Annotated in this window: 19 protein-coding genes; 5 read left to right on the top strand and 14 right to left on the bottom strand. The window is 71.0% G+C overall.

The annotated features are described in order from the left end of the window. Positions 1-49 precede the first annotated feature (49 nt). The 5 genes from tkt to pgl are packed head-to-tail and all read left to right on the top strand — an operon-like array spanning position 50 to position 6,637. Positions 50-2,137 carry a transketolase gene (tkt, locus tag ACFCY7_RS02240; RefSeq protein ID WP_376480552.1) on the top strand — a complete coding sequence of 696 codons (2,088 nt, stop codon included), beginning with the start codon at positions 50-52 and terminating at the stop codon, positions 2,135-2,137. 36 nt (positions 2,138-2,173) lie between these two features. Continuing rightward, a complete protein-coding gene (gene tal / locus ACFCY7_RS02235; protein ID WP_376480551.1) occupies positions 2,174-3,292 on the top strand; it encodes a transaldolase in 1,119 nt (372 codons plus the stop codon). A 5-nt stretch (positions 3,293-3,297) separates the two neighbouring features. Next, entirely contained in the window at positions 3,298-4,830 is a 1,533-nt protein-coding gene (gene zwf, locus ACFCY7_RS02230) for a glucose-6-phosphate dehydrogenase (RefSeq protein WP_376480550.1), read from the top strand. Further along, positions 4,827-5,870 carry a glucose-6-phosphate dehydrogenase assembly protein OpcA gene (gene opcA / locus ACFCY7_RS02225; RefSeq protein ID WP_376480549.1) on the top strand — a complete coding sequence of 348 codons (1,044 nt, stop codon included), beginning with the start codon at positions 4,827-4,829 and terminating at the stop codon, positions 5,868-5,870. The genes zwf and opcA overlap by 4 nt, the downstream gene beginning before the upstream one ends. Next, entirely contained in the window at positions 5,867-6,637 is a 771-nt protein-coding gene (pgl, locus tag ACFCY7_RS02220; RefSeq protein ID WP_376480548.1) for a 6-phosphogluconolactonase, read from the top strand. Before opcA ends, pgl begins: the two co-directional genes overlap by 4 nt. Positions 6,638-6,708: 71 nt before the next feature. On the opposite strand, the gene ACFCY7_RS02215 is transcribed toward pgl, so the two are convergent. The 14 genes from ACFCY7_RS02215 to uvrC all read right to left on the bottom strand — a co-directional run bounded on the left by ACFCY7_RS02215 (position 6,709) and on the right by uvrC (position 24,021). Then, entirely contained in the window at positions 6,709-7,812 is a 1,104-nt protein-coding gene (locus ACFCY7_RS02215; RefSeq protein WP_376480547.1) for an acyltransferase family protein, read from the bottom strand. Between the two features lie 74 nt (positions 7,813-7,886). Further along, positions 7,887-9,410, bottom strand: a complete 1,524-nt coding sequence (locus ACFCY7_RS02210; RefSeq protein ID WP_376480604.1) for a PH domain-containing protein — start codon at positions 9,408-9,410, stop codon at positions 7,887-7,889. A 119-nt stretch (positions 9,411-9,529) separates the two neighbouring features. Continuing rightward, the gene (locus ACFCY7_RS02205; protein ID WP_376480546.1) at positions 9,530-10,030 is read right to left on the bottom strand and encodes a PH domain-containing protein; all 501 of its coding nucleotides are present in this window, start codon (positions 10,028-10,030) and stop codon (positions 9,530-9,532) included. A gap of 4 nt (positions 10,031-10,034) precedes the next feature. Next, the gene (gene pgi, locus ACFCY7_RS02200; RefSeq protein WP_376480545.1) at positions 10,035-11,699 is read right to left on the bottom strand and encodes a glucose-6-phosphate isomerase; all 1,665 of its coding nucleotides are present in this window, start codon (positions 11,697-11,699) and stop codon (positions 10,035-10,037) included. Positions 11,700-11,858: 159 nt separating this feature from the next. Further along, positions 11,859-12,194: an RNA polymerase-binding protein RbpA gene (locus ACFCY7_RS02195; protein ID WP_071891222.1), complete on the bottom strand. Its 336-nt coding sequence runs from the start codon at positions 12,192-12,194 to the stop codon at positions 11,859-11,861. 77 nt (positions 12,195-12,271) lie between these two features. Further along, positions 12,272-12,502 carry a preprotein translocase subunit SecG gene (gene secG / locus ACFCY7_RS02190; RefSeq protein ID WP_376480544.1) on the bottom strand — a complete coding sequence of 77 codons (231 nt, stop codon included), beginning with the start codon at positions 12,500-12,502 and terminating at the stop codon, positions 12,272-12,274. Between the two features lie 97 nt (positions 12,503-12,599). Beyond that, a complete protein-coding gene (gene tpiA, locus ACFCY7_RS02185; RefSeq protein ID WP_376480543.1) occupies positions 12,600-13,376 on the bottom strand; it encodes a triose-phosphate isomerase in 777 nt (258 codons plus the stop codon). A 7-nt stretch (positions 13,377-13,383) separates the two neighbouring features. Continuing rightward, positions 13,384-14,595, bottom strand: a complete 1,212-nt coding sequence (locus tag ACFCY7_RS02180) for a phosphoglycerate kinase (protein ID WP_376480542.1) — start codon at positions 14,593-14,595, stop codon at positions 13,384-13,386. A 104-nt stretch (positions 14,596-14,699) separates the two neighbouring features. Then, a complete protein-coding gene (gene gap / locus ACFCY7_RS02175) occupies positions 14,700-15,710 on the bottom strand; it encodes a type I glyceraldehyde-3-phosphate dehydrogenase (RefSeq protein ID WP_376480541.1) in 1,011 nt (336 codons plus the stop codon). Between the two features lie 217 nt (positions 15,711-15,927). Next, a complete protein-coding gene (locus ACFCY7_RS02170; RefSeq protein WP_376480540.1) occupies positions 15,928-18,879 on the bottom strand; it encodes a M14 family zinc carboxypeptidase in 2,952 nt (983 codons plus the stop codon). Between the two features lie 165 nt (positions 18,880-19,044). Then, positions 19,045-20,034, bottom strand: a complete 990-nt coding sequence (whiA, locus tag ACFCY7_RS02165) for a DNA-binding protein WhiA (RefSeq protein WP_351212932.1) — start codon at positions 20,032-20,034, stop codon at positions 19,045-19,047. Continuing rightward, the gene (gene yvcK, locus ACFCY7_RS02160) at positions 20,025-21,053 is read right to left on the bottom strand and encodes a uridine diphosphate-N-acetylglucosamine-binding protein YvcK (RefSeq protein ID WP_376480539.1); all 1,029 of its coding nucleotides are present in this window, start codon (positions 21,051-21,053) and stop codon (positions 20,025-20,027) included. Before yvcK ends, whiA begins: the two co-directional genes overlap by 10 nt. Next, entirely contained in the window at positions 21,050-22,027 is a 978-nt protein-coding gene (rapZ, locus tag ACFCY7_RS02155) for an RNase adapter RapZ (RefSeq protein ID WP_051787300.1), read from the bottom strand. The genes yvcK and rapZ overlap by 4 nt, the downstream gene beginning before the upstream one ends. Then, the gene (uvrC, locus tag ACFCY7_RS02150) at positions 22,024-24,021 is read right to left on the bottom strand and encodes an excinuclease ABC subunit UvrC (RefSeq protein WP_376480538.1); all 1,998 of its coding nucleotides are present in this window, start codon (positions 24,019-24,021) and stop codon (positions 22,024-22,026) included. The genes rapZ and uvrC overlap by 4 nt, the downstream gene beginning before the upstream one ends. Positions 24,022-24,078 lie beyond the last annotated feature (57 nt).

Raw genomic sequence — 24,078 nt, 5'->3', positions numbered from 1 at the left:
CACCCTCAGTCACCGGCCCAAGACATGTGGAGAGGAGCCCTGACCCAGGGTGAGCACTAAGCCGACCACCACAGACCTCGAGTGGACCGAGTTGGACCAGCGGGCCGTCGACACCGCCCGCATCCTGGCCGCGGACGCCGTACAGAAGGTCGGCAACGGCCATCCCGGTACGGCGATGAGCCTGGCGCCCGCCGCGTACACCCTCTTCCAGAAGGTGATGCGGCACGACCCGGCCGACCCCGAGTGGGTCGGGCGCGACCGGTTCGTCCTCTCCGCGGGCCACTCGTCCCTGACCCTGTACACCCAGCTCTACCTGGGTGGCTTCGGTCTTGAGCTGGACGACCTGAAGACCTTCCGCACCTGGGGCTCGAAGACCCCCGGTCACCCGGAGTACGGCCACACCGCCGGCGTCGAGACCACCACGGGCCCGCTGGGCCAGGGTGTCGCGAACGCCGTGGGCATGGCGATGGCCGCCCGCTACGAGCGCGGTCTGTTCGACCCGGAGGCCACGACCGGCACCTCCCCGTTCGACCACCGGATCTACGTGATCGCCGGTGACGGCTGCCTCCAGGAGGGCATCTCCGCGGAGGCGTCCTCGCTGGCCGGCCACCAGAAGCTCGGCAACCTGATCCTGCTGTGGGACGACAACCACATCTCGATCGAGGGCGACACCGAGACGGCCGTGTCCGAGGACACGATGAAGCGGTACGAGGCGTACGGCTGGCACGTCCAGCGCGTCGAGCCGCAGGCCAACGGCGACCTGGACCCGGCCGCGCTGTACACGGCGATCAAGGCCGCCGAGGCCGAGACCGAGCGGCCGTCGTTCATCGCGATGCGCTCGATCATCGCCTGGCCCGCCCCGAACGCGCAGAACACCGAGGCCGCGCACGGCTCGGCGCTCGGCGACGAGGAGATCGCGGCCACCAAGCGCGTCCTCGGCTTCGACCCGGAGCAGACCTTCGAGGTCACCGACGAGGTCATCGCGCACACCCGTTCGCTCGGTGACCGCGGCCGCGAGGCCCGTGCCGCGTGGGAGAAGTCGCTCGCCGAGTGGCGTACGGCCAACCCGGAGCGCGCCGCCGAGTTCGACCGCATCCAGGCGAACGAGCTGCCGGCCGGCTGGGCCGAGAAGCTCCCGGTCTTCGAGCCGGGCAAGGGTGTCGCCACCCGTGCCGCCTCGGGCCAGGTCCTCAAGGCGCTCGGCGCGGTCATCCCGGAGCTGTGGGGCGGCTCGGCCGACCTCGCCGGCTCCAACAACACGACGATCGACAAGGACTCGTCGTTCCTGCCCGAGGGCAACCCGCTGCCGGAGGCCGACAAGTACGGCCGCACGATCCACTTCGGCATCCGCGAGCACTCCATGGCCGCGGAGATGAACGGCATCGCGCTGCACGGCAACACGCGCATCTACGGCGGCACCTTCCTGGTGTTCTCCGACTACATGCGCAACGCCGTCCGCCTGTCCGCCCTGATGCACCTCCCGGTGACGTACGTCTGGACCCACGACTCGATCGGTCTGGGCGAGGACGGCCCGACGCACCAGCCGGTGGAGCACCTGGCCTCGCTGCGCGCGATCCCGGGTCTGAACGTGGTCCGCCCGGCCGACGCCAACGAGACGGCGATCGCCTGGCGCGAGATCATGCAGCGCCACACCAAGGTCTTCGGCAAGGGCGCCCCGCACGGCCTCGCGCTCACCCGCCAGGGCGTGCCGACGTACACGCCGAACGAGGACACCGTCAAGGGCGGCTACGTGCTCTTCGACGCCGAAGGCGGCGATGCCCAGGTCGTGCTGATCGGCACGGGCTCCGAGGTGCACCTGGCCGTCGAGGCCCGCGAGCAGCTCCAGGCCGCCGGCGTCCCGACCCGCGTGGTCTCGATGCCGTCCGTCGAGTGGTTCGAGGAGCAGGACCAGGCGTACAAGGACTCGGTCCTGCCGCCGTCGGTCAAGGCCCGGGTCGCCGTCGAGGCGGGCATCGGCCTCACCTGGCACAAGTACGTCGGTGACGCCGGCCGGATCGTCTCCCTGGAGCACTTCGGCGCCTCGGCGGACGCGAAGGTCCTCTTCCGCGAGTTCGGGTTCACGCCCGAGGCGATCGTCGCCGCCGCCCGGGAATCGATCGACGCCGCCGCACGCTGACGCCCATACGTACGACTTAATGGAGATGCAACTCTCATGACAGACGCTCTCAAGCGCCTCTCCGACGAAGGCGTCGCGATCTGGCTGGACGATCTCTCGCGCAAGCGGATCACGTCCGGCAACCTGGCCGAGCTCATCGACCAGAGCCACGTGGTCGGTGTGACCACGAACCCGTCGATCTTCCAGAAGGCCATCTCGTCCGGTGACGGCTACGAGCAGCAGCTCGCCGACCTCGCCGCCCGCAAGGTGACCGTCGACGAGGCCATCCGCATGATCACGACGGCGGACGTCCGCGACGCCGCCGACATCCTGCGGCCGGTCTTCGACGCGACCGACGGCCAGGACGGCCGGGTCTCCATCGAGGTCGACCCCCGTCTCGCCCACGAGACGACCGCCACCGTCGCCGAGGCCAAGCAGCTGGCCTGGCTGGTGGACCGGCCCAACACGCTCATCAAGATCCCGGCCACCAAGGCGGGTCTGCCGGCGATCACCGAGGTCATCGGCCTCGGCATCAGCGTCAACGTGACGCTGATCTTCTCGCTGGAGCGCTACCGCGCGGTCATGGACGCCTACCTGGCGGGCCTGGAGAAGGCCCGCGAGCGCGGCCTCGACCTCTCCAAGATCCACTCGGTGGCCTCCTTCTTCGTGTCCCGCGTGGACTCGGAGATCGACAAGCGCCTGGACGGCATCGGCACCGACGAGGCCAAGGCGCTCAAGGGCAAGGCCGCGCTGGCCAACGCCCGCCTGGCCTACGAGGCGTACGAGGAGGTCTTCTCCTCCGAGCGCTGGGCCGCCCTCGACAAGGCGCAGGCCAACAAGCAGCGTCCGCTGTGGGCCTCGACCGGCGTCAAGGACCCGGCGTACAAGGACACCCTGTACGTCGTGGACCTGGTCGCCCCCGGCACCGTCAACACGATGCCGGAAGCCACCCTGGAGGCCACCGCCGACCACGGCGAGGTCGCCGGTGACACCATCCGCGGCACCTACGAGCAGTCCCGCGCCGAGCTGGCCGCCGTCGAGAAGCTGGGCATCGGCTACGACGACGTCGTCCAGCTCCTGGAGGACGAGGGCGTCGAGAAGTTCGAGGCGTCCTGGAACGACCTGCTCAAGTCCACCGAGGCGGAGCTTCAGCGCCTCGCACCTTCGGAGGCGTAAGCACTTTGAGCGCAGTCCACGGAGCCAACCCGCTCCGTGACGCCGCAGACCGACGGCTCCCGCGCATCGCGGGGCCGTCGGGCCTGGTGATCTTCGGCGTCACGGGCGATTTGTCCCGTAAGAAGCTGATGCCCGCCGTCTACGACCTGGCCAACCGCGGCCTGCTGCCGCCGGGCTTCTCGCTCATCGGCTTCGCCCGGCGCGAGTGGCAGGACGAGGACTTCGCGCAGGAGGTCCACGACGCGGTCAAGCAGCACGCCCGCACCCCGTTCCGCGAGGAGGTGTGGCAGCAGCTCATCCAGGGCATGCGATTCGTCCAGGGCGACTTCGACGACGACGACGCCTTCGAGCAGCTCAAGGACACCATCGAGGAGCTCGACAAGGCGCAGGGCACCGGAGGCAACTTCGCCTTCTACCTGTCCGTGCCGCCGAAGTTCTTCCCCCTGGTCGTGCAGCAGCTCAAGAAGCACGGCCTGGCGGACCAGAAGAACGGCTCCTGGCGCCGCGCGGTCATCGAGAAGCCCTTCGGCCACGACCTGGTCTCCGCCAAGGAGCTCAACGAGGTCGTCCACGAGGTCTTCCCGCCCGAGGCGGTCTTCCGGATCGACCACTACCTCGGCAAGGAGACCGTCCAGAACATCCTGGCGCTCCGCTTCGCCAACACCATCTTCGAGCCGCTCTGGAACCGGTCGTACGTCGACCACGTGCAGATCACCATGGCCGAGGACATCGGCATCGGCGGCCGGGCCGGGTACTACGACGGCATCGGCGCCGCCCGTGACGTCATCCAGAACCACCTGCTCCAGCTGCTCGCGCTGACCGCGATGGAGGAGCCCGCCTCCTTCGACGCCGACGCGCTCGCCGCCGAGAAGACCAAGGTCCTCGGCGCGGTGAAGCTGCCCAAGGACCTGGGCGCGTCCACGGTCCGCGGCCAGTACGCGGCCGGGTGGCAGGGCGGCGCCAAGGCCGTCGGCTACCTCCAGGAAGACGGCATCGACCCCCAGTCGAAGACCGACACCTACGCGGCCATCAAGCTGGAGATCGACAACCGCCGCTGGGCGGGCGTCCCCTTCTACCTGCGCACCGGCAAGCGCCTGGGCCGCCGCGTCACGGAGATCGCGGTCGTGTTCCAGCGCGCCCCGCACTCCATCTTCGACCACACCGCGACCGAGGAACTCGGCCGCAACGCCATCGTCATCCGGGTCCAGCCGGACGAGGGCGTGACGATGCGGTTCGGCTCCAAGGTGCCCGGCACCCAGATGGAGATCCGGGACGTGTCCATGGACTTCGCGTACGGCGAGTCCTTCACGGAGTCCAGCCCCGAGGCGTACGAGCGGCTCATCCTCGACGTCCTGCTCGGCGACTCGAACCTCTTCCCGCGGGTCGAGGAGGTCGAGCTGTCGTGGAAGATCCTCGACCCGATCGAGCAGTTCTGGGACAAGCACGGCAAGCCCGCGCAGTACCAGTCCGGGACCTGGGGTCCGGTCGAGGCGGACGAGATGCTCGCACGAGACGGCAGGAGCTGGCGCCGGCCATGAAGACCGACCTGACGGACACCACGTCCTCCAAGATCAACAAGGCGCTGGTGCTCGGGCGGCGGGCGATCGGCACGCCGGCCGTCGGCATGGTGCTCACCCTCGTGATCGTCACCGACGAGGAGAACGCCTACGACGCCCTCAAGGCGGCCAACGACGCGTCCCGCGAGCACCCCTCGCGGACGCTCGTCGTCATCAAGCGGGTCTCGCGCTCCCCGCGGGACCGCGCCAAGGCGCGGCTCGACGCCGAGGTCCGCCTCGGCGCCGACGCCAGCACCGGCGAGACGGTGGTGCTCCGGCTGTACGGCGAGGTCGTCGACCACGCCCAGTCGGTGGTCCTGCCGCTGCTCCTCCCGGACGCCCCCGTCGTCGTCTGGTGGCCGGTGAACGCGCCGACCGACCCGGCGAACGACCCGCTGGGCGCCCTCGCCCAGCGCCGGGTGACCGACACGTACGCCGCCGAGCAGCCCATCCAGGAGCTGTCCGCGCGCGCGGACCGGTACACCCCGGGCGACACGGACCTCTCGTGGACCCGGATCACCCCGTGGCGCTCGATGCTGGCCGCCGCGCTCGACCAGGTCGCGTGCCAGGTCACCTCCGCCGAGGTGGAGGGCGAGGAGTTCAACCCGAGCGTCGAACTGCTCGCGATGTGGCTCGCGGAGCGGCTGAAGGTGCCGGTGCGGCGCTCCAAGTCGACCGGCCCCGGCCTGACCTCCGTCCGCATGGAGACCAGCACGGGACCGATCGTCCTCGACCGGCCGGACGGCTCGCTGGCGACGCTCTCCATCCAGGGGCAGCCCGACCGTGCCGTGGCGCTGAAGCGCCGCGAGACGGCCGAGCTGATCGCGGAGGAGCTGCGCCGGCTCGACCCGGACGACACGTACGCGACGGCGCTCAAGTACGGTCTCGAGCGCCTCGCCGAGGAGGCGGCGATCGTCGCTCCCGAGCAGGAGGCCCCCGCGGCCGAGGCCGTCGTGACCCCCGAGCCGGCCGCCAAGCCCGCCGCGAAGAAGGCCACGGCCAAGAAGGCGGCGGCCAAGTGAGCACCCCGCAGCTGGTCGTCCACCGCGACAAGGAGCTGATGGCGCAGGCCGCCGCGGCCCGGCTGATCACCCGGATCGTGGACGCCCAGGCCACCCGCGGCTCGGCCTCGGTCGTGCTGACCGGCGGCCGCAACGGCAACGGCCTGCTCGCGGCGCTCGGTTCGGCGCCCGCGCGGGACGCCGTCGACTGGTCGCGGCTCGACCTGTGGTGGGGTGACGAGCGCTTCCTGCCCGAGGGCGACCCCGAGCGGAACGTCACCCAGGCACGTGAGGCACTGCTCGACCGGGTGCCGCTCGACCCGGCACGGGTGCACGCCATGCCCGCCTCGGACGGCCCCTACGGCGACGTCGACGCCGCCGCGGCCGCCTACGCGGCGGAGCTGGCGGCCGCCTCTGAGCACGGCGCGGTGCCGGACTTCGACGTGCTGATGCTGGGCGTCGGCCCGGACACGCACGTGGCCTCGCTCTTCCCCGAGCTGCCGGCCGTCCGTGAGACCGAGCGGACGGTGGTCGGCGTGCACGGCGCGCCCAAGCCCCCGCCGCTCCGCGTCTCCCTGACCCTCCCGGCCATCCGCGCCGCCAAGGAGGTCTGGCTGCTCGCGGCCGGCGAGGACAAGGCGAAGGCCGCGGCCATCGCCCTCTCCGGCGCGGGCGAGGTCCAAGCCCCCGCCGCCGGCGCCTACGGCCGCTCCCGCACCCTCTGGCTCCTCGACACGGCCGCCGCCTCCGAACTCCCCCGAAGCATGTACCCCCCCGCTTCGGCCTGAGGCACGACGACGGAGGCCCGGTTCACCCCTCGGTGAACCGGGCCTCCGTCGTTCCACGGGTCGCCGCGCGGTCAGCGGCGCCGGCGGAGCGTCAGGCGCGTCTTCCCCAGGACCAGCCGGCGTCCGGGCTCCTCCACGTACGTGTAGAGGAGTGCCGCCAGCGCGAGGGAGACCGCGAAGGCCAGTCCGACGAGGCCGAACGCCGGCAGCGTGTCGAGCTTGGGCTTGTCCCCCACCCACAGCCGCAGGGAGTGCATCACCAGCAGGTGGATCATGTAGAAGGCGAACGACCACTCACCCAGCCTCACGAGTACCGGACGGCGCCACATGGACGGCTCTCCGTCGATGTCGGCGACGGCGCCGGCCGCGATCAGGAGGGTGAGGCCGATGAGCGCGGTCCAGTACTGGTCTCCGGGCACGAGCGGGACGGCGAAGTAGCCGATCAGCGTCAGAGCGACGGCGCCTTCGAGGCCGGGCCCGCGCCACTTGCCGAGCTGGACGAGCCGCGCCACCGCCACGCCGAGGACGAACTCGGGGAGCCTGGCCGGCGGGAGGCTGTAGAGGTGGTAGTCGTCCGGCTGGAAGGCGACGGAGAGCACGCACAGCACCGCCACCACGGTCAGGAGCTTCGGTCCCACGCGGCGCAGCACCGCGTAGACCAGCGGGAAGCACGCGTAGAAGAACGCCTCGCAGACGAGGGACCAGCTGACCGGGTTGGCCGCCTGCCACCACTCGTACTTCCAGGAGCTCACCAGGAGCAGGTTCGCCACGATCGCCTCGGGTGCGGTCCGCTCGCCGTCCCTCAGCCAGGGGAGCACGGTGAAGGCGAGGACGAGGGCGAGGACCGCGGTGAGCACGTGGATCGGATAGATGCGGGCGAGCCGCCGCCGGAAGAAGGAGAAGAACCGATCCTTCGGACGGGCCGACCAGGTCAGCACGAATCCGGAGAGGACGAAGAAGAACATGACCCCGACGCTGCCCGAGCGGGCGGCCCAGGCCACCACCTTCTCGTCCGCGGGTCCGTAATATCCGAACTTGTACGTGTGGAACGCGAAGACCAGGAACGCCGCGGCCCAGCGCATGCCCGTGAGCGAGGGCAGCATGCCGCCCGCGCGTCCGGCCGAAGTGACGGCCGGGGCTTCGGGCAGCGGCGCATCGCGTATGAGCGTCGGCAAGAAAGGGCTCCGTTCGACCGTGGTCCGGCAGGAGCCCGGTATACCGCGGTCGGGCCCCGAATCAGCCGCACATATTACGGGGCCCCGATCGCCCGTTCGGTACCGGCTTCCCCTTCGCCCCGCACGGGCTCCAGGAAGGGTGCGAGGAGGTCGGGTACGGCTGTGGTGGCGAAGGTGAGGGCTTCGGAGGCGTCGGCGTCGGGAATGGCGTAGGCGCCGGAGCCGGCGGCGGTCGTGGCGGTGAGGGTGAGGACGCCGGCCTTGCGTTGGAAGTAGGACTGCTTGACGGTCCAGCCGATGACGCCGGAGCGTTGGAGGGCGACGGTGGCGCGGCGGAGGGTGCCGGACCTGGTGACCAGGTAGGCGCCGCTGATGCCGTGTCCGAGGCCGCGGTAGGCGTCGAGGGCGAAGAGGACGGCGATCGGGGTGAGGACGACGGCGCAGCCCCCGGCCACGTAGAGCAGGACCGGGGTGAGGAGGAGGCCGAGGAGGGCGAGGAGCGCGACGATCGGGAGGACGCTCCACAGGGCCCAGCGCACGCGCCGGGTGCGGGCGGCCCGGGGGTGGGCGGTCAGGGGTGCCCCGGTGGGCGGCTCGGGCTCGCGCAGGACGAGGGCGGCGACCCGGTCGGCGGTGGCCCGGTCCACGGCCGGGAGCAGGTTCTTGAGGTCGGCGTGCTTGTCGCCGTCGTCCTGGGCGAGGCCGGTGGCCACGGCGTCGAGGCGGGCGGCCCCGCACAGCCGGACGCCGAGCGGCTGGACCAGTTCGATCCCGCGCAGCCGCCGCTCCTCCAGGGAGACCGAGCGGGCGGTGAAGAGGCCGCGGGCGACCCGGAGGGTGCCGCCCGGTTCGCGCTCCAGGCGGTAGTTCCACCACATCTCCACCCAGAGGCCGAGGGCCCCGACGGCTCCGGTGACGGTGGCGAGGAGCACCAGGTCGACGATCATCCAGGGGAGGGAGACGCCTTGGAAGCGGTCCCCTATCCAGTGGATGACCTTCCCCTGTGCGCCGAACCACTCGCTGACCTGGAGGACGGCCCCGACGGCGGCGCCGCCGAGCGCGGGGGCGAGGAAGGAGACGGGGGCGTAGCGGATCCAGCTCGGGTCGAGGGTGGCCAGGGCGTCGTCGCCGTCCGGGTCCCCGGAGGGTGCGGCGGCCCGGGCGAGCAGTTCACGCCGGAGCCGTTCGCCCTCGGCCCGGGTGACCAGGTCGAGTTCGAGGGTCGACTCGCCGCCGGCGGTGTGCTCGCCGGTGCCGACGCGGACCTTGACGAGGCCGAAGACGCGCTGGACGGGGTTGGCGCTCAGGTCGGCGCTGCGGACGCGTTCGCGGGCCAGTGAGCGGCGCTGCACGACGAGCAGCCCGGTGTGGAGCTCGACCCGCTCGGGGCCGACGCGGTAGCGGGTGCGGCGGAAGCGGACCGTCTCGGTGACGAGGTCGGCGGCGAGGACGAGCGCGACCCCGGCGGCGACCCAGGCGAAGGCCTGCCACAGCGGGCGGTCGCCGGCCAGGCCGAAGGCGATGGGCAGTGCGGCGCCGGCGAGGACGCCGGCGAAGAGGACGACCCGGACGAGGACGGTACGGGGATGCAGGCGCAGCCACTCCGCCTCTGCGCCGCCGACCTCCTCCGTACCCGCGGCCTCCTCCGTGCCCGCCGCCTCCTCCGTACCCGCGGCCTCCTCCGTGCCCGCCGCTTCCTCGGTACCCGCCGCCTCGTTCACGTGGCGTCCCCGGGGGTCGCCCGGGTGATGAGGGTGAGCCGCTCGGCGAGTCCGGCGGCCAGCTCGTGGTCGAGGCCCTCGATGCGGATCGCGCCCTTGGCGGAGGCGGTGGTCACGGTGACCGTGGCGAGCTCGAAGTACTGCTCCAGTGGTCCGCGTACGGTCTCGACGGTCTGGATCCGGGACATCGGAGCGATCCGCCACTCCTGCCGGAAGGCCCCCGTGCGGACGTAGACGGCGTCGTCGGTGACCTCCCAGCGGTGGACCCGGAACCACCAGGCGGGGAGGAACGCGGTGCAGGCGAGGCCCAGGGCCGCCACGACCCCGGCCGCGAGCAGCAGCCAGGACCGGGCGGGCCCGATGAGCACGCCGAGGACGGCGAGCACCACGACCGGTACGGCGGTGGTGATCAGGAGCTGCCACCGCCACCAGGCGACGGCCCGTTCGTCCACGGCGTTCCTGGGCGGCCGGAGCCGCACCGCGCCCTCCCCCGTCACGCGGTCAGCCCCGGTCGCGCAGCGACCGGTAGGCGGTGACGAGTCCGGCGGTCGAGCTGTCGAGGTGCTCGCCGCCCTCCCCGTCGGTCAGGACCGGCTCGATCCGCTTGGCGAGGACCTTGCCGAGCTCGACGCCCCACTGGTCGAAGGAGTCGATGTTCCAGACGGCGCCCTGGACGAAGACCTTGTGCTCGTAGAGCGCGATCAGCTGGCCGAGGACGGACGGGGTGAGTTCGTCGGCGAGGATCGTGGTGGTGGGGTGGTTGCCCCGGAAGGTCTTGTGCGGGACGAGCTCCTCGGGGACGCCCTCGGCGCGTACCTCCTCGGGCGTCTTGCCGAAGGCGAGCGCCTGGGTCTGGGCGAAGAAGTTGGCCATGAGCAGGTCGTGCTGGGCGACGAGGCCGGGCAGCAGGTCGGCCACGGGCCGGGCGAAGCCGATGAAGTCGGCCGGGATCACCTTGGTGCCCTGGTGGATCAACTGGTAGTAGGCGTGCTGCCCGTTGGTGCCGGGGGTGCCCCAGACGACGGGTCCGGTCTGCCAGTCGACCGGGTTGCCCTCGCGGTCCACGGACTTGCCGTTGGACTCCATGTCGAGCTGCTGGAGGTAGGCGGTGAACTTGGACAGGTAGTGCGAGTACGGCAGGACGGCGTGCGACTGGGCGTCGAAGAAGGCGCCGTACCAGACGCCGAGGAGGCCGAGGAGCAGGGGCGCGTTCTCCTCGGGCGGGGCGGTGCGGAAGTGCTCGTCGACGAGGTGGAAGCCGTCGAGCATCTCCCGGAAGCGCTCCGGGCCGATGGCGATCATCAGGGAGAGGCCGATGGCGGAGTCGTAGGAGTAGCGGCCGCCGACCCAGTCCCAGAACTCGAACATGTTCGTGGTGTCGATGCCGAACTCCTCGACCTTCTCGGCGTTGGTCGAGAGGGCGACGAAGTGCTTGGCGACGGCCTCCTGGCCGGCGCCGAGACCGGCGAGCAGCCAGTCGCGGGCGGAGGTGGCGTTGGTGATCGTCTCGATGGTGGTGAAGGTCTTCGAGGCGACGATGAACAGCGTCTCGGCCGGGTCGAGGTCGCGGACGGCCTCGTGGAGGTCGGCGCCGTCGACGTTCGAGACGAAACGGAACGTCAGGTCCCGCTGGGTGAAGGACCGCAGGACCTCGTAGGCCATCGCCGGGCCGAGGTCGGATCCGCCGATGCCGATGTTGACGACGTTCTTGATCGGCTTGCCGGTGTGGCCGGTCCACGAGCCCGCGCGGACCGTGTCGGCGAAGGCGCCCATCTTGTCGAGGACGGCGTGCACGCCCGGGACGACGTTCTCCCCGTCGACCTCGATCACGGCCCCGCGGGGGGCGCGCAGCGCGGCGTGGAGGACCGCCCGGTCCTCGGTGGTGTTGATCTTCTCGCCGCGGAACATGGCGTCGCGGAGCTCGGCGACGCCGGTGGCGGCGGCCAGTTCGCGCAGCAGGGTCAGCGTCTCGCCGGTGACGAGGTGCTTGGAGTAGTCCAGGTAGAGGTCGCCGACCCGCAGGGTGTGGTCGGTGCCGCGCGCCGGCTCGGCGGCGAACAGCTCACGCAGATGGGTCTCGCCCAGCTGCTCACGGTGCTTGCCGAGGGCCGCCCACTCGGGCAGCCGGTTGAGCCTGGTACGGCCTTCGGTAGTCATCTCGGACATCGCCCACTTCTTCTCGTACTGCTTGTCTGCCCCGCTGCACCCCCAAACCTAATTGATCAGAGGGACGGGTGACGCGAAGGCGGGCGCGAACGCCGAAAGGGCCCCGTCCGCGAATCGAGTTCGCGGGCGGGGCCCTTTCGTCACATTGTCACACCACGCTCAGATCTCGCCGCGCAGTTTGGCGAGCGCCTCGGCGAGAATCGCCTCGCCATCGGCGTCGCTGCGCCGCTCACGCACATAGGCGAGATGGGTCTTGTACGGCTCCGTGCGCGGCGGGTCCGGCGGGTTGTCCCGGTCCTGACCTGCCGGGAAGCCGCAGCGCGGGCAGTCCCAGGTCTCCGGGATCGCCGCGTCACTGGCGAAGCTCGGCTGCGTCTCGTGCCCGTTCGAGCACCAGAACGAGATGCGGGCGCGCGGCGCTGATTCGCCTCGCTCGGCCTCGCCCATCGGCCCCGCTCCGACCCGGCTTCCCCGAATCGCGTTGCCACTTGCCACGGTCGTAACTCCCTGCGTGATGGTGCTCGAAGATGCCCCAGTCTACGTAAGGCCCAACGCGCGTCCAGTGATTGGAGTTACCCGTCCAACTTCATCAGCAGACCGAGTACGACAATGCAGGCGAACCAGAGCAGACCGACCACAACGGTGATCCGGTCCAGGTTGCGCTCGGCGACCGAGGAGCCGCCGACGGAGGACTGCATACCGCCACCGAACATGTCGGAGAGGCCGCCGCCCTTCCCCTTGTGCATCAGCACGAGCAGCATCAGCAGCGCGCTGAAGATGATCAGGGCGATCGAGAACCCCATAACCACGGCTGGACCAACTTCCTCGGACTTATACGGACGGGGGCCGGGCGCCTGCCCGACCCCCGCAAGGGTACGACGTAACTCCGCTACCGCATACTCACTGGTCGCGGAAGCGAACGATCTTGACGAACTCGTCGGCGTCCAGCGCCGCGCCGCCCACCAGAGCGCCGTCCACGTCGGGCTGCGCCATGATCGCGGCGACGTTCCCGGACTTGACCGAGCCGCCGTACTGGATGCGGACCTTGTCGGCCAGCTCCTGCGAGTACAGCTCCGCGAGACGGCCGCGGATCGCCCCGCAGACCTCCTGGGCGTCCTCGGGGGTGGCGACCTCGCCGGTGCCGATGGCCCACACCGGCTCGTACGCGATCACGATGGTCTCGGCCTGCTCGGCCGGGACGTCCTTCAGGCCGCCGTCGAGCTGGGCGAGGGTGTACTCGACCTGCTGACCGGCCTTGCGGATGTCCAGGCCCTCGCCGACGCAGAGGATCGGGGTCACGCCGTGCTTGAAGGCGGCCTTCACCTTGGCGTTGCAGACCTCGTCGTTCTCGGCGTGGTACTGGCGGCGCTCGGAGTGCCCGACGGCGACGTAGGCGCACTTCAGCTTGGACAGCATCAGGCCGGAGATCTCGCCGGTGTAGGCACCGGAGTCGTGCGCCGAGATGTCCTGGGCGCCGTACTTGATCTTCAGCTTGTCGCCGTCGACCAGGGTCTGGACGGACCGCAGGTCGGTGAAGGGGACCAGGACCGCGACCTCACAGGCGTCGTAGTCCTTGTCGGTCAGGGCGAAGGCGAGCTTCTGAACGTGGGCGATGGCCTCGAGGTGGTTGAGGTTCATCTTCCAGTTGCCCGCCATCAGCGGGGTACGCGTGGTCATAAGGTGGTTAACCCTCCAGTGCGGCGAGGCCGGGAAGCGTCTTGCCCTCGAGGTATTCGAGGCTGGCACCGCCACCGGTCGAGATGTGTCCGAATGCGTTCTCGTCGAAGCCCAGGGTGCGGACCGCCGCGGCGGAGTCACCACCGCCGACGACGCTGAAGCCCGAGGATTCGACGAGGGCCTGGGCCACGGCCCGGGTGCCCTCGGCGTAGTCGGGGTGCTCGAAGACGCCCATCGGGCCGTTCCAGAAGACGGTGGCGGCGTCGGCGAGCTTCGACGCGTACAGCTTGTTGGTCTCGGGGCCGTTGTCCAGGCCCATGAAACCGGCGGGCATGGCGTCCGCGGGCACCGTGCGGTGCTCGGTCGGGGCCTTGGTCTTGAGGTCCGGGAACTGCGCGGAGACCACGACGTCGACGGGGAGCACGAACTCCACGCCCTTGTCCTCGGCGCGCTTGAGGTACTCGAGCACCGCCGGGATCTGGTCCTCCTGGAGCAGCGAGCTGCCGACCTCGTGGCCCTGGGCCTTGAGGAAGGTGTACGCCATGCCGCCGCCGATCAGGATGCGGTCGGCACGCTCCAGGAGGTGGTCGATGACCCCGAGCTTGTCGGAGACCTTGGAGCCGCCGAGCACGACCGCGTACGGCCGCTGGACGTCCTCCGTGAGCTTCTTCAGGACGCCCACCTCGGTGGCGATGAGGTAGCCCGCGGCGTGCGGGAGGCGCGCCGGGAGGTCGAAGACCGAGGCGTGCTTGCGGTGCACGGCGCCGAAGCCGTCGCCGACGTACACGTCGGCGAGGTCGGCCAGCCGGTCCGCGAACGCGCCGCGCTCGGCGTCGTCCTTGGACGTCTCGCCGGCGTTGAACCGCAGGTTCTCGATGACGGCGACCCGGCCGTCGGCGAGGCCCGCGACGGTCGCGGTGGCGGACTCGCCGACCGTGTCGGTCGCGAAGGCCACGTCGGCGCCGAGCAGCTCGCCGAGGCGCGCGGCGGCCGGGGCGAGGGAGAACGCCGGGTCCGGGGCGCCCTTGGGCCGGCCGAGGTGCGAGGCGACCACGACGCGGGCGCCGGCGTCGGCGAGCGCCTTGACCGTGGGGACGACGGCGCGGATGCGGCCGTCGTCGGTGATGGTGGTGCCGTCGAGCGGCACGTTGAGGTCGGCGCGGACGAACACCCGCTTGCCGGAGACGCCTTCGGCGAGAAGCTCGTCGATCGTCTTCATCTGTCACAGACTCCTTGGTACGCGGTGGAGCACACAAACAGGGCTCGCACAGCGCTGCGTTGCGCTGCCCGAGCCCTGCTCACATCGATGGCCTGCCCTGAAGTTTAGAGCTGGCCGCCGACGAAGACGGTGAGGTCGACGAGACGGTTGGAGTAGCCCCACTCGTTGTCGTACCAACCGAGGATCTTGACCGTGTTGCCTTCCTGGACCATGGTCAGGGAGGCGTCGAAGGTGCAGGACGCCGGGTCGCTGACGATGTCCGAGGAGACGATCGGGTCCTCGGTGTAGAAGAGGATGCCCTTGAGGTCGCCGCCGTCGGCCGCCTTCTTGAACGCGGCGTTGACCTCGTCCTTGGTGACCTCGCGGTCGAGGGTGACGACCAGGTCGGTGGCGGAGCCGGTCGGGACCGGGACGCGCATGGCGATGCCGTCCAGCTTGCCCTTGAGCTGCGGGAGGACCAGGGCGGTGGCCTTGGCGGCGCCCGTCGTGGTCGGGATGATGTTCTCCGCGGCGGCGCGGGCGCGGCGCAGGTCCTTGTGCGGGAAGTCCAGGATGCGCTGGTCGTTGGTGTACGCGTGGACCGTGGTCATCAGGCCCTTGACGATGCCGAAGTTCTCGTCGAGGACCTTCGCCATCGGGGCGACGCAGTTGGTGGTGCAGGACGCGTTCGAGATGACGTGGTGCTGCGCGGCGTCGTACTTGTCCTGGTTGACGCCCATGACGATGGTGATGTCCTCGTCGGTGGCCGGAGCCGAGATGAGGACCTTCTTGGCGCCGCCGGCGATGTGCTTCTCGGCGTCGGCCTTCTTCGTGAAGATGCCGGTCGACTCGATGACGATGTCGACGCCCAGGTCGCCCCAGGGGATGTCGGCCGGGTTGCGCTCGGACAGCACCTTGATGGTGTGGCCGTCGACGGTGATGGTGTCGGCGGTGTGGGTGACCTCGGCCTTGAGGCGTCCCAGGATGGTGTCGTACTTCAGCAGGTGTGCGGTGGTCGCGGTGTCACCCAGGTCGTTGACAGCCACGATCTCGATGTCGGCACCCTGCTCAAGGAGCGCGCGGAAGTAGTTCCGGCCGATGCGGCCAAAGCCGTTGATGCCTACGCGGATCGTCACGAACCGATCTCCTCGTTAGGTACGCCGGTGTTCTCGACGCCGGCGAGATTTTGTTTTTTGGGATGTCCCCGACCGCTTACGACCCTACCCCCCCAGGGGCCCGCCGGTGACATCGCGCGCAGCCGGGCGTGCCCGGAACGTGAGGGAGAACGGCCGACGGCCCGTACCTACCAACGGGTACGGGCCGCCATGGGACCTTTGTCCCCACTACTCTCCGTCAGCGGCGGAGCACCGCGAGGGCGCGGCCGACGAGGCGCGCCCGGTCGGCTTCGCCGGGCACGTGCTCCAGGCCGAAGCCGAGGAGGACGGTGTCCCGCGTGGTGACCGCGGCCTGGGAGTGGAAGAGCGCCGCGGAGCGCGTCCAGTCGGCGGCGTTGCCGGGGCTGCCGGCCGGGGCGCCCGGCACGGTCCAGGCGCCGAAGGCGGTCTCGAAGCCCTCCGCTTCGGTGGTGGACCCGATGACGAGCCGGGTGTCGTCGACGAAGGCGCCCATCTCGCCCGTACCGGGGTCGGAGACGTACGAGACGGAGAGTTCGACCTGCTTGCCGGCCCAGGCGCTCAGGTCGACGGAGGCCTGGCGCCAGCCGTTGGAGGGGCCGGTGAAGGCGTTCCAGGAGCCGGTGGTGCCGTTGGACGCGCAGCCGTCCTCGCCGACGGTGAGGTAGTGGGCGAGGAAGGGGTGGCCGCGGACGTAGTAGCCCTCGCCGCAGTCGGCCGGAGGCTCGGTGGACGTACCGCCGTTGAGGTCGGGCAGGGTCGTCCAGTCGTCCTGGCCGACGGTGTGGGCCTCGACGACGAGGTTGTCGTAGCCGGGCTCGGTGTCGTAGCTGACCTGGAAGTCGAGGCGGGGCTGCTGCGCGGCCACGACGCCGGTGAGGTCGACGGTCCTGGCGAGGCGGGCCCAGGTGTCGTCGGCGTGCTTGACTGCGGCGAACGACGCGCCCTCGGCGGGCTCGAACGGGGTCCGGATGCCCGGGTAGTCACCCGCGGCGGCGCTGCTCGCGAACTGCGGGAACTCCTTCGGCTTCAGGGTGTCCGAGGTGACCGTGTACGCGCCCGCGTTGTCGAGCGGGTTGTCGGCGGCCGCGCCGAGGCCCGCGCCGGTGCCGGCGAGGGCGCGGCTGCCGGCGAAGGCGGGCGGGGTCTTGAGGCCCGCGCGGTGGTACGCGCCGAGGTAGTACTGGGCGAAGTCGTTGGACTCGGCCCGGCCGATCTGGGTGAGCCCGCCGGACTTCTCGCCGGCGTTGACCAGCTTGCCGCCCTCGTTCAGATAGCTCCGGACGGCGAGCTGGGTGGGCCCGGAGGGCCGCTCGGCGCCGGTGTACCAGACGACGGTGCGGAAGTGGGAGAGGACGCCTAGGGCGTCCGGGGAGCCCTGGGTGGCGACGTCCCAGACGGCGGCGGAACGGCCGTTGTCGGCCAGCGCCTTGACGTACGCGGCGGCGTGCCGGGCGGCGGTGGTCCCGCCCTCGTCGGCGAGGACGAGCACGTCGCCGCGGGGGCGTTCGGCCACCTTGTAGGTGAAGGGGGCGGAGGCGGTGGCCTTGCCCTCCCTGGTGCGGGCGGCGAACCAGACCTCGACGGAGTCGCCGGGGCGGGCGCCCTCGACCTCGGCGCGGTACTCGTCGAAGTAGAGGTTGTCCTCGCCGCCGAAGGTCTCGCCGCCCTGCCAGGCGTCGAGCTCCTCGGTGCGGGTGCGGCCGCCGTTGATCCGGTACTTCAGGGTCTTGCCGCGCAGCGACTTGCGCGCGGTGACCGCGACCTCCTGCTCCCCGCCGCGGGCGTAGGAGGTGGCGAAGGCCTTCGGGGTGAAGTCGGGGGCGTCGATGCCGACCGGGGAGACGGGCCGGTCCGGGTGGACGGCGGTCTCGGCGACGGCGAGCGCGAAGGGGATGTTCTTGGCGAACTCGGCCTGGATCAGCTTCTCGTCGTCCGGGAAGGTGAAGACGGAGGCGCAGTCGGCCGCGTTCCAGGCGTCGTTCGGGTCGACCCGGGAGGCGGTGGCGCAGGTCGACATCTCCGGGGTGAACATCTGCATCCCGTTGACGTTGGCGGCGTGTCCGTCCGCTTCGCCGTTGGTGATGTACAGCTCCGAGGAGACCTGCGGCCGGTAGCCGGGCACGGCCGACTTCTGCGGGGTGCCGGCGAGGGCCTTGAGGGCCACGTCGTCGGGGGTGTCGGTGGCGACCTGCCAGCCGACGCCGTACAGCAGGAGCTGGGCGGCCGAGTGGTAGTTGATGCCGTACGCGAAGCCGATCCGCTTCTGGAACGCGTCGAGGGCCCTGGTCTCGGGCTCCGACATGGGCCCCTTGCCGCGGAAGGTCTCGTCGGCCAGGTCGGGCGACGAACCCTCGTTGTCGTAACCCCACTTGTAGGCGAAGTTGCGGTTGAGGTCGACGCCGTCGCCGGAGGTGATCCGCCCGTCGCCGTCGTTGTCGCGGAGGTTCTTGCGCCACTGCCGGTTCTCCGGGTCGGCGTGCGTGAAGTCGTAGCCGTCCGGGTTGGCGGAGAGCACGAACCACAGCTCGGTCGAGTCGACGATCCGGGTGATCCGCTCGTCCTTGCCGTAGCCGTCGAGGTAGTGGTGGAGCAGCCGCCGGGTCATCTCCGGCGTGATCCACTCGCGCGCGTGCTGGTTCGACATGTACAGCGTGGCGGGCTTGGAGCCGTCCTTGGCGCGCTGGGCGCCCTTGCTGACCTTGAGGGCGAGGATGTCCTGGCCCTTCACGGTCTTGCCGATGGAGACGACCTTGGTGATCCCGGGGTTGGCCCGGGCGGTGTCCAGGATCTCCTGCTTGAGGCCGTTCGGACCGCCGTACGGGCGGAAGACGCCGTCCCCGGCGGCGGCGACCCGCTTCTCGGCCTGGGCGGTCAGGTTGTGCTCGGCGAGCTCGACGCCCTGCCCGCGCAGCCGCCCGGCCTGCCGGCCGGTGAGGAAGAGCTCGACCGTCGCGGAGCCCTTCGCGGGCACCTGCTCGGTCAGCTCCTGCGCGTCGGCACCGGCGTCGAGGAGCAGGGGCACCTGCTCCTTGGTGACCACCGCGCGCCATACGGACAGGGCGTCGCCGCCGTCCCGGTCGTTCGGCTGCGCTCCGGCGACGGGTGCCGCCGCCACTCCCGCGATCAGCAGTGAAGCCGCGGCGAGGATCGATCTCGCTCTGCGTCTCATGAGCCCCCCTTGCTGTTGTCTGCCACGAAGGTGAACAGACGCCAGGCTCATGGGCGCCCATGGGCCTGTCAAGGGTGCCTCACCGGGTGTACGAAAAAGCTGCCGGTGCCTCAGAAAGGCACCGGCAGCGCGGAGTTCACCGTTCCGTACGGGTGATCGATCCGGTCAGCCGACGAGGCTGTCGTCGAGCTCCTCGGTCAGGTTGGACTCGGTCCCGGGGATGCCCAGGTCCTGTGCCCGCTTGTCGGCCATCGCGAGCAGCCGGCGGATCCGGCCGGCCACCGCGTCCTTCGTCAGCGGCGGGTCGGCGAGCGCGCCCAGCTCCTCCAGGGAGGCCTGCTTGTGCTCCATGCGGAGCCGGCCGGCCGCGGCCAGGTGCTCGGGCACCTCCTCCGCGAGGATCTCGAGCGCGCGCTGCACCCGGGCACCCGCGGCGACCGCCGCGCGGGCCGAACGGCGCAGGTTGGCGTCGTCGAAGTTGGCCAGGCGGTTGGCGGTGGCGCGGACCTCGCGCCGCATCCGCCGCTCCTCCCAGGCGAGCACCGACTCGTGCGCGCCGAGCCGGGTCAGCAGGGCGCCGATCGCGTCGCCGTCGCGGACGACGACCCGGTCCACCCCCCGCACCTCGCGGGCCTTCGCCCCGATCGACAGCCGGCGCGCCGCCCCGACCAGGGCGAGAGCCGCCTCGGGTCCCGGGCAGGTGACCTCCAGGGAGGAGGACCGGCCGGGCTCCGTCAGCGAGCCGTGCGCCAGGAAGGCACCCCGCCACGCCGCCTCGGCGTCACAGGTGGCACCGGAGACCACCTGCGGCGGGAGGCCCCGGATGGGGCGGCCCCGGCCGTCCACGAGACCCGTCTGGCGGGCCAGCTGGTCGCCGCCGGCCACCACCCGCACCACGAAGCGCGAGCCGCGCCGCAGCCCGCCGGGAGCCATCACGATCAGCTCGGAGCTGTGCCCGAAGATCTCCAGGATGTCCCGCTTGAGGCGGCGGGCCGCCATCGCCGTGTCCAGCTCCGCCTCGATCACGATGCGGCCGCTCACCAGGTGCAGCCCGCCCGCGAACCGCAGGATCGACGAGACCTCTGCCTTCCTGCAGCAGGTCCGGGTGACGGGAAGCCGGGAGATCTCGTCCTTCACCGCTGCCGTCATCGCCATGGGCCGATCCTTCCATGCATCCGAAAAATACGGTCGTACGCGGCGGCCAACAGCTCCGGGTCATGCTTCGCGGAGCCGTCGGGCCCGGCCACCGGCGCCAGCTCGACCGCGGCACCGAGCCGCTTGGCGGCATCGGCGAGGGACTCGCGGTCGGGCACGGCCGCCTCGTCGGCGAGCACCACGTCCAGGGCGAGTTTAGGGGCGTGTCGTCCCAAAACCTCCAAATGACGCTGCGGGGAGAAGCCCTCTGTTTCTCCGGGCTGCGGCGCGAGGTTCAGCGAGAGCACCTTCCGGGCCTTCGTCTCGACCAGGGCGTCGAGGAGTTCCGGGACCAGGAGGTGCGGGATCACGGACGAGAACCAGGAGCCCGGACCCAGCACGACCCAGTCCGCGTCGAGGACCGCGGCGACCGCCTCGGGCACGGCGGGCGGGTCGTGCGGCACGAGGTGCACGGACTGCACCTCGCCCGGGGTGAGCGCCACCGTCGCCTGCCCGGCCACGGTGTCCACGTCGTCCGGACGCGCCGGATCGTGGCCCTTGACCAGGGCCTGGAGCTCCAGGGGCACCGAGGACATGGGCAGCACCCGGCCCTGGGCGCCGAGCAGCCGCCCCACCAGGTCCAGGGCCTGGACGGGGTCGCCGAGCTGCTCCCAGAGGGCCACGATCAGCAGGTTGCCGACGGCGTGGCCGTTGATCTCGCCCTTGGACTGGAAGCGGTGCTGGATCACCCGGGCCCAGGTCTGGCCCCAGTCGTCGTCCCCGCAGAGCGCGGCGAGCGCCTTGCGCAGGTCGCCCGGCGGCAGCACGCCGAGCTCCTCCCGGAGCCGCCCGCTGGAGCCCCCGTCGTCGGCGACGGTCACGACGGCGGTGAGGTCGTCGCCGGTGATCCGGCGCAGCGCGGCGAGGGACGCCGAGAGGCCCATGCCGCCGCCCAGCGCGACGACCTTGGGCTGGGTGCCCCGCCTGCGGAGCGTACGCCGCACCGCGAGGGTGGACGTACGCCGGCGGTACGGCTTCACTCGCGCCCCATGTCCCGGTGCACGACGACGGTCTCGACCCCTTCGGCCGCCAGACGGGCGGCGAGCCGCTCGGCGGTGGCCACGGAGCGGTGCTTGCCGCCGGTGCAGCCCACGGCGACGGTGACGTACCGCTTGCCCTCGCGACGGTAGCCCGCGGCGATCAGCTGGAGCAGCTCCGTGTAGCGGTCGAGGAACTCCTTGGCGCCGGGCTGGTTGTAGACGTAGTTCGACACCTCCTCGTTGAGGCCGGTGAAGGGGCGCAGCTCGGGGACCCAGTGCGGGTTCGGCAGGAAGCGCATGTCGACGACGAGGTCGGCGTCGACCGGCAGGCCGTACTTGAAGCCGAAGGACATCACGGTGGCCCGCAGCTCGGGCTCCTCGTCGCCCGCGAACTGGGCGTCCATCTTGGCGCGCAGCTCGTGCACGTTGAGGCTGGAGGTGTCGATCACCAGGTCGGCGTCGCCGCGCAGCTCGCGCAGCAGGTCGCGCTCGGCGGCGATGCCGTCGGTGATGCGGCCGTCGCCCTGGAGCGGGTGCGGCCTGCGGACCGACTCGAAGCGCCGGACGAGGGCGTCGTCGGACGACTCCAGGAAGACGATCCGGCGGGTGACCTGCTTGGCGTCGAGGTCGGCGAGGGACTCCCTCAGGTTGTCGAAGAACTGCCGGCCGCGGACGTCCACGACGACGGCGATCCGGGCGACGTTGCCCTGGGAGCGGGCGCCGAGCTCCACCATGGTGGGGATCAGCGCGGGCGGCAGATTGTCCACGACGAACCAGCCGAGGTCCTCCAGGCACTTCGCCGCGGTGGACCGGCCGGCTCCGGACATGCCGGAGATGATCACCAGCTCGGGAATGGCCGCCTCGGCGCCGTTGTCGCCGGGGGTCTCCTTCGTGCCCGTACTCACGTGTCCTGCTCCGTCTTCTCGGTCGTGCTGGTCTTGCGGTTCGTTCCGGTCCTGCTCGTGCGCGGTCATGCCGTGCCGCCCCCGTCGTCTTCCATGATCTCTCCTGTCGCCGTGTTCACGGCGGGTGCGGCCGGAGCCGCCGCTGCGAGGGCCACGACGACCGCCTCCGCGGTCTTCCGGCCCATGCCGGGGACCTCGCAGATCTGCTCGATTGTCGCCTGCCGGAGCCGCTTCACCGAGCCGAAATGCTTGATCAACGCCTGTTTCCGGGTGTCACCGAGCCCTGCCACCGCGTCAAGGGGGCTGGTCCGGATGCGTTTCGTCCGCTTGGACCGCTGATAGCGGATGGCGAAGTCGTGAGCCGTGTCACGCACCCGCTGGAGCAGATACAGGCCCTCGCTCGACCGCGGCAGCACCACCGGGTCGTCGTCGCCCGGCAGCCACACCTCCTCCAGGCGCTTGGCCAGCCCGCACACCGCGATGTCGTCGATGCCCAGCTCGTCGAGGGCACGGCGGGCCGCGGCGACCTGCGGCTGCCCGCCGTCGACCACCACCAGCTGCGGCGGGTACGCGAAGCGCTTCGGCCGCCCGTCGTCCTCGGCCGGCACCTCCCCGCCGTCCGGCACCTCGCCGTCGCCGGCCGGCCCCCACTCCCCCGTCCGGTCCTTCTCGGCCAGGTAGCGCTTGAAGCGGCGGCTGATCACCTCGTGCATGGACCGGACGTCGTCCTGGCCCTCGAAGCCCTTGATCTGGAAGCGGCGGTACTCGCTCTTGCGGGGCAGCCCGTCCTCGAAGACCACCATCGAGGCCACCACGTCCTCGCCCTGCAGGTGCGAGACGTCGAAGCACTCGATCCGCAGCGGCGCCGACTCCAGGTCCAGGGCCTCGGCGATCTCCTCCAGGGCCCGGGAGCGCGTCGTCAGGTCGCTGGCGCGCTTCGTCTTGTGCAGCACCAGCGCCTGCTGGGCATTGCGCGCCACCGTCTCCATCAGGTCCTTCTTGTCGCCGCGCTGCGGGATCCGCAGCGAGACGTTGGACCCGCGGCGGCCCGACAGCCACGCGGTCACCGCCGCCGCGTCCTCGGGCAGCGCCGGGACCAGGACCTCCTTGGGGACCGCCTCGCCGCTCTCCTCGCCGTACAGCTGCTGGAGCGCGTGCTCCACGAGCCCCGCCGTGTCGACGGCCTCGACCTTGTCGGTGACCCAGCCGCGCTGGCCGCGGACGCGCCCGCCGCGGACGTGGAAGATCTGGACGGCGGCCTCCAGCTCGTCCTCCGCCAGGGCGATCAGGTCGGCGTCCGTGGCGTCGGCGAGGACGACGGCACTCTTCTCCATGGCCCGGCGCAGCGCCTCTATGTCGTCCCGCAGCCGCGCGGCCTTCTCGTACTCCATGTCCTCGGCCGCGATCGTCATCTGCTTCTCGAGTCTGCGGATGTACGTGCCGGTCCGACCGGCCATGAAGTCGCAGAAATCCTCGGCCAGTTCACGGTGCTCCTCGGGCGACACCCGCCCGACGCAGGGCGCCGCGCACTTCCCGATGTACCCCAGCAGACACGGCCGCCCCGCCGACGCGGCGTTCCGGAACACCCCGGCCGAGCACGTGCGGACCGGAAACACCCGCAGCATCAGGTCGACCGTCTCGCGGATCGCCCACGCGTGCCCGTACGGCCCGAAGTACCGCACGCCCTTCTTCTTCTGGCCGCGCATCACCTGGACCCGCGGGAACTCCTCGTTCAGCGTCACCGCGAGGTACGGGTAGCTCTTGTCGTCCCGGTACTTCACGTTGAACCGCGGGTCGAACTCCTTGATCCAGGTGTACTCCAGCTGGAGCGCCTCGACCTCGGTCGACACCACCGTCCACTCCACGGACGCGGCGGTCGTCACCATCGTCGCCGTCCGCGGGTGCAGGCTCGTCAGCGGCTGGAAGTAGTTCGCCAACCTCTGCCGCAACGACTTCGCCTTGCCCACGTAGATCACCCTGCGGTGCTCGTCGCGGAACTTGTAGACCCCCGGCTCGTCGGGGATCTCACCCGGCTTGGGGCGATAGCTGGAGGGGTCTGCCATACCCCCCACCCTACTGTCGCCCACCGACACTCCGGCCGGGCGCGCTCGTTGGCGAAG

Source organism: Streptomyces sp. NPDC056361, assembly GCF_042262805.1.
GTDB lineage: Bacteria > Actinomycetota > Actinomycetes > Streptomycetales > Streptomycetaceae > Streptomyces.
The sequence above is the reverse complement of the archived record's forward strand: the minus strand, read 5'-3'. Positions and strand labels throughout refer to the sequence as shown.

Coding starts and splice junctions, on each gene's coding strand:
- tal (WP_376480551.1), top strand. CDS start 2,174: ATGACAGACGCTCTCAAGCGCCTCTCCGACGAAGGCGTCGCGATCTGG.
- opcA (WP_376480549.1), top strand. CDS start 4,827: ATGAAGACCGACCTGACGGACACCACGTCCTCCAAGATCAACAAGGCG.
- pgi (WP_376480545.1), bottom strand. CDS start 11,699: ATGTCCGAGATGACTACCGAAGGCCGTACCAGGCTCAACCGGCTGCCC.
- secG (WP_376480544.1), bottom strand. CDS start 12,502: ATGGGGTTCTCGATCGCCCTGATCATCTTCAGCGCGCTGCTGATGCTG.
- tpiA (WP_376480543.1), bottom strand. CDS start 13,376: ATGACCACGCGTACCCCGCTGATGGCGGGCAACTGGAAGATGAACCTC.
- ACFCY7_RS02180 (WP_376480542.1), bottom strand. CDS start 14,595: ATGAAGACGATCGACGAGCTTCTCGCCGAAGGCGTCTCCGGCAAGCGG.
- ACFCY7_RS02170 (WP_376480540.1), bottom strand. CDS start 18,879: ATGAGACGCAGAGCGAGATCGATCCTCGCCGCGGCTTCACTGCTGATC.
- whiA (WP_351212932.1), bottom strand. CDS start 20,034: ATGGCGATGACGGCAGCGGTGAAGGACGAGATCTCCCGGCTTCCCGTC.
- rapZ (WP_051787300.1), bottom strand. CDS start 22,027: ATGACCGCGCACGAGCAGGACCGGAACGAACCGCAAGACCAGCACGAC.
- uvrC (WP_376480538.1), bottom strand. CDS start 24,021: ATGGCAGACCCCTCCAGCTATCGCCCCAAGCCGGGTGAGATCCCCGAC.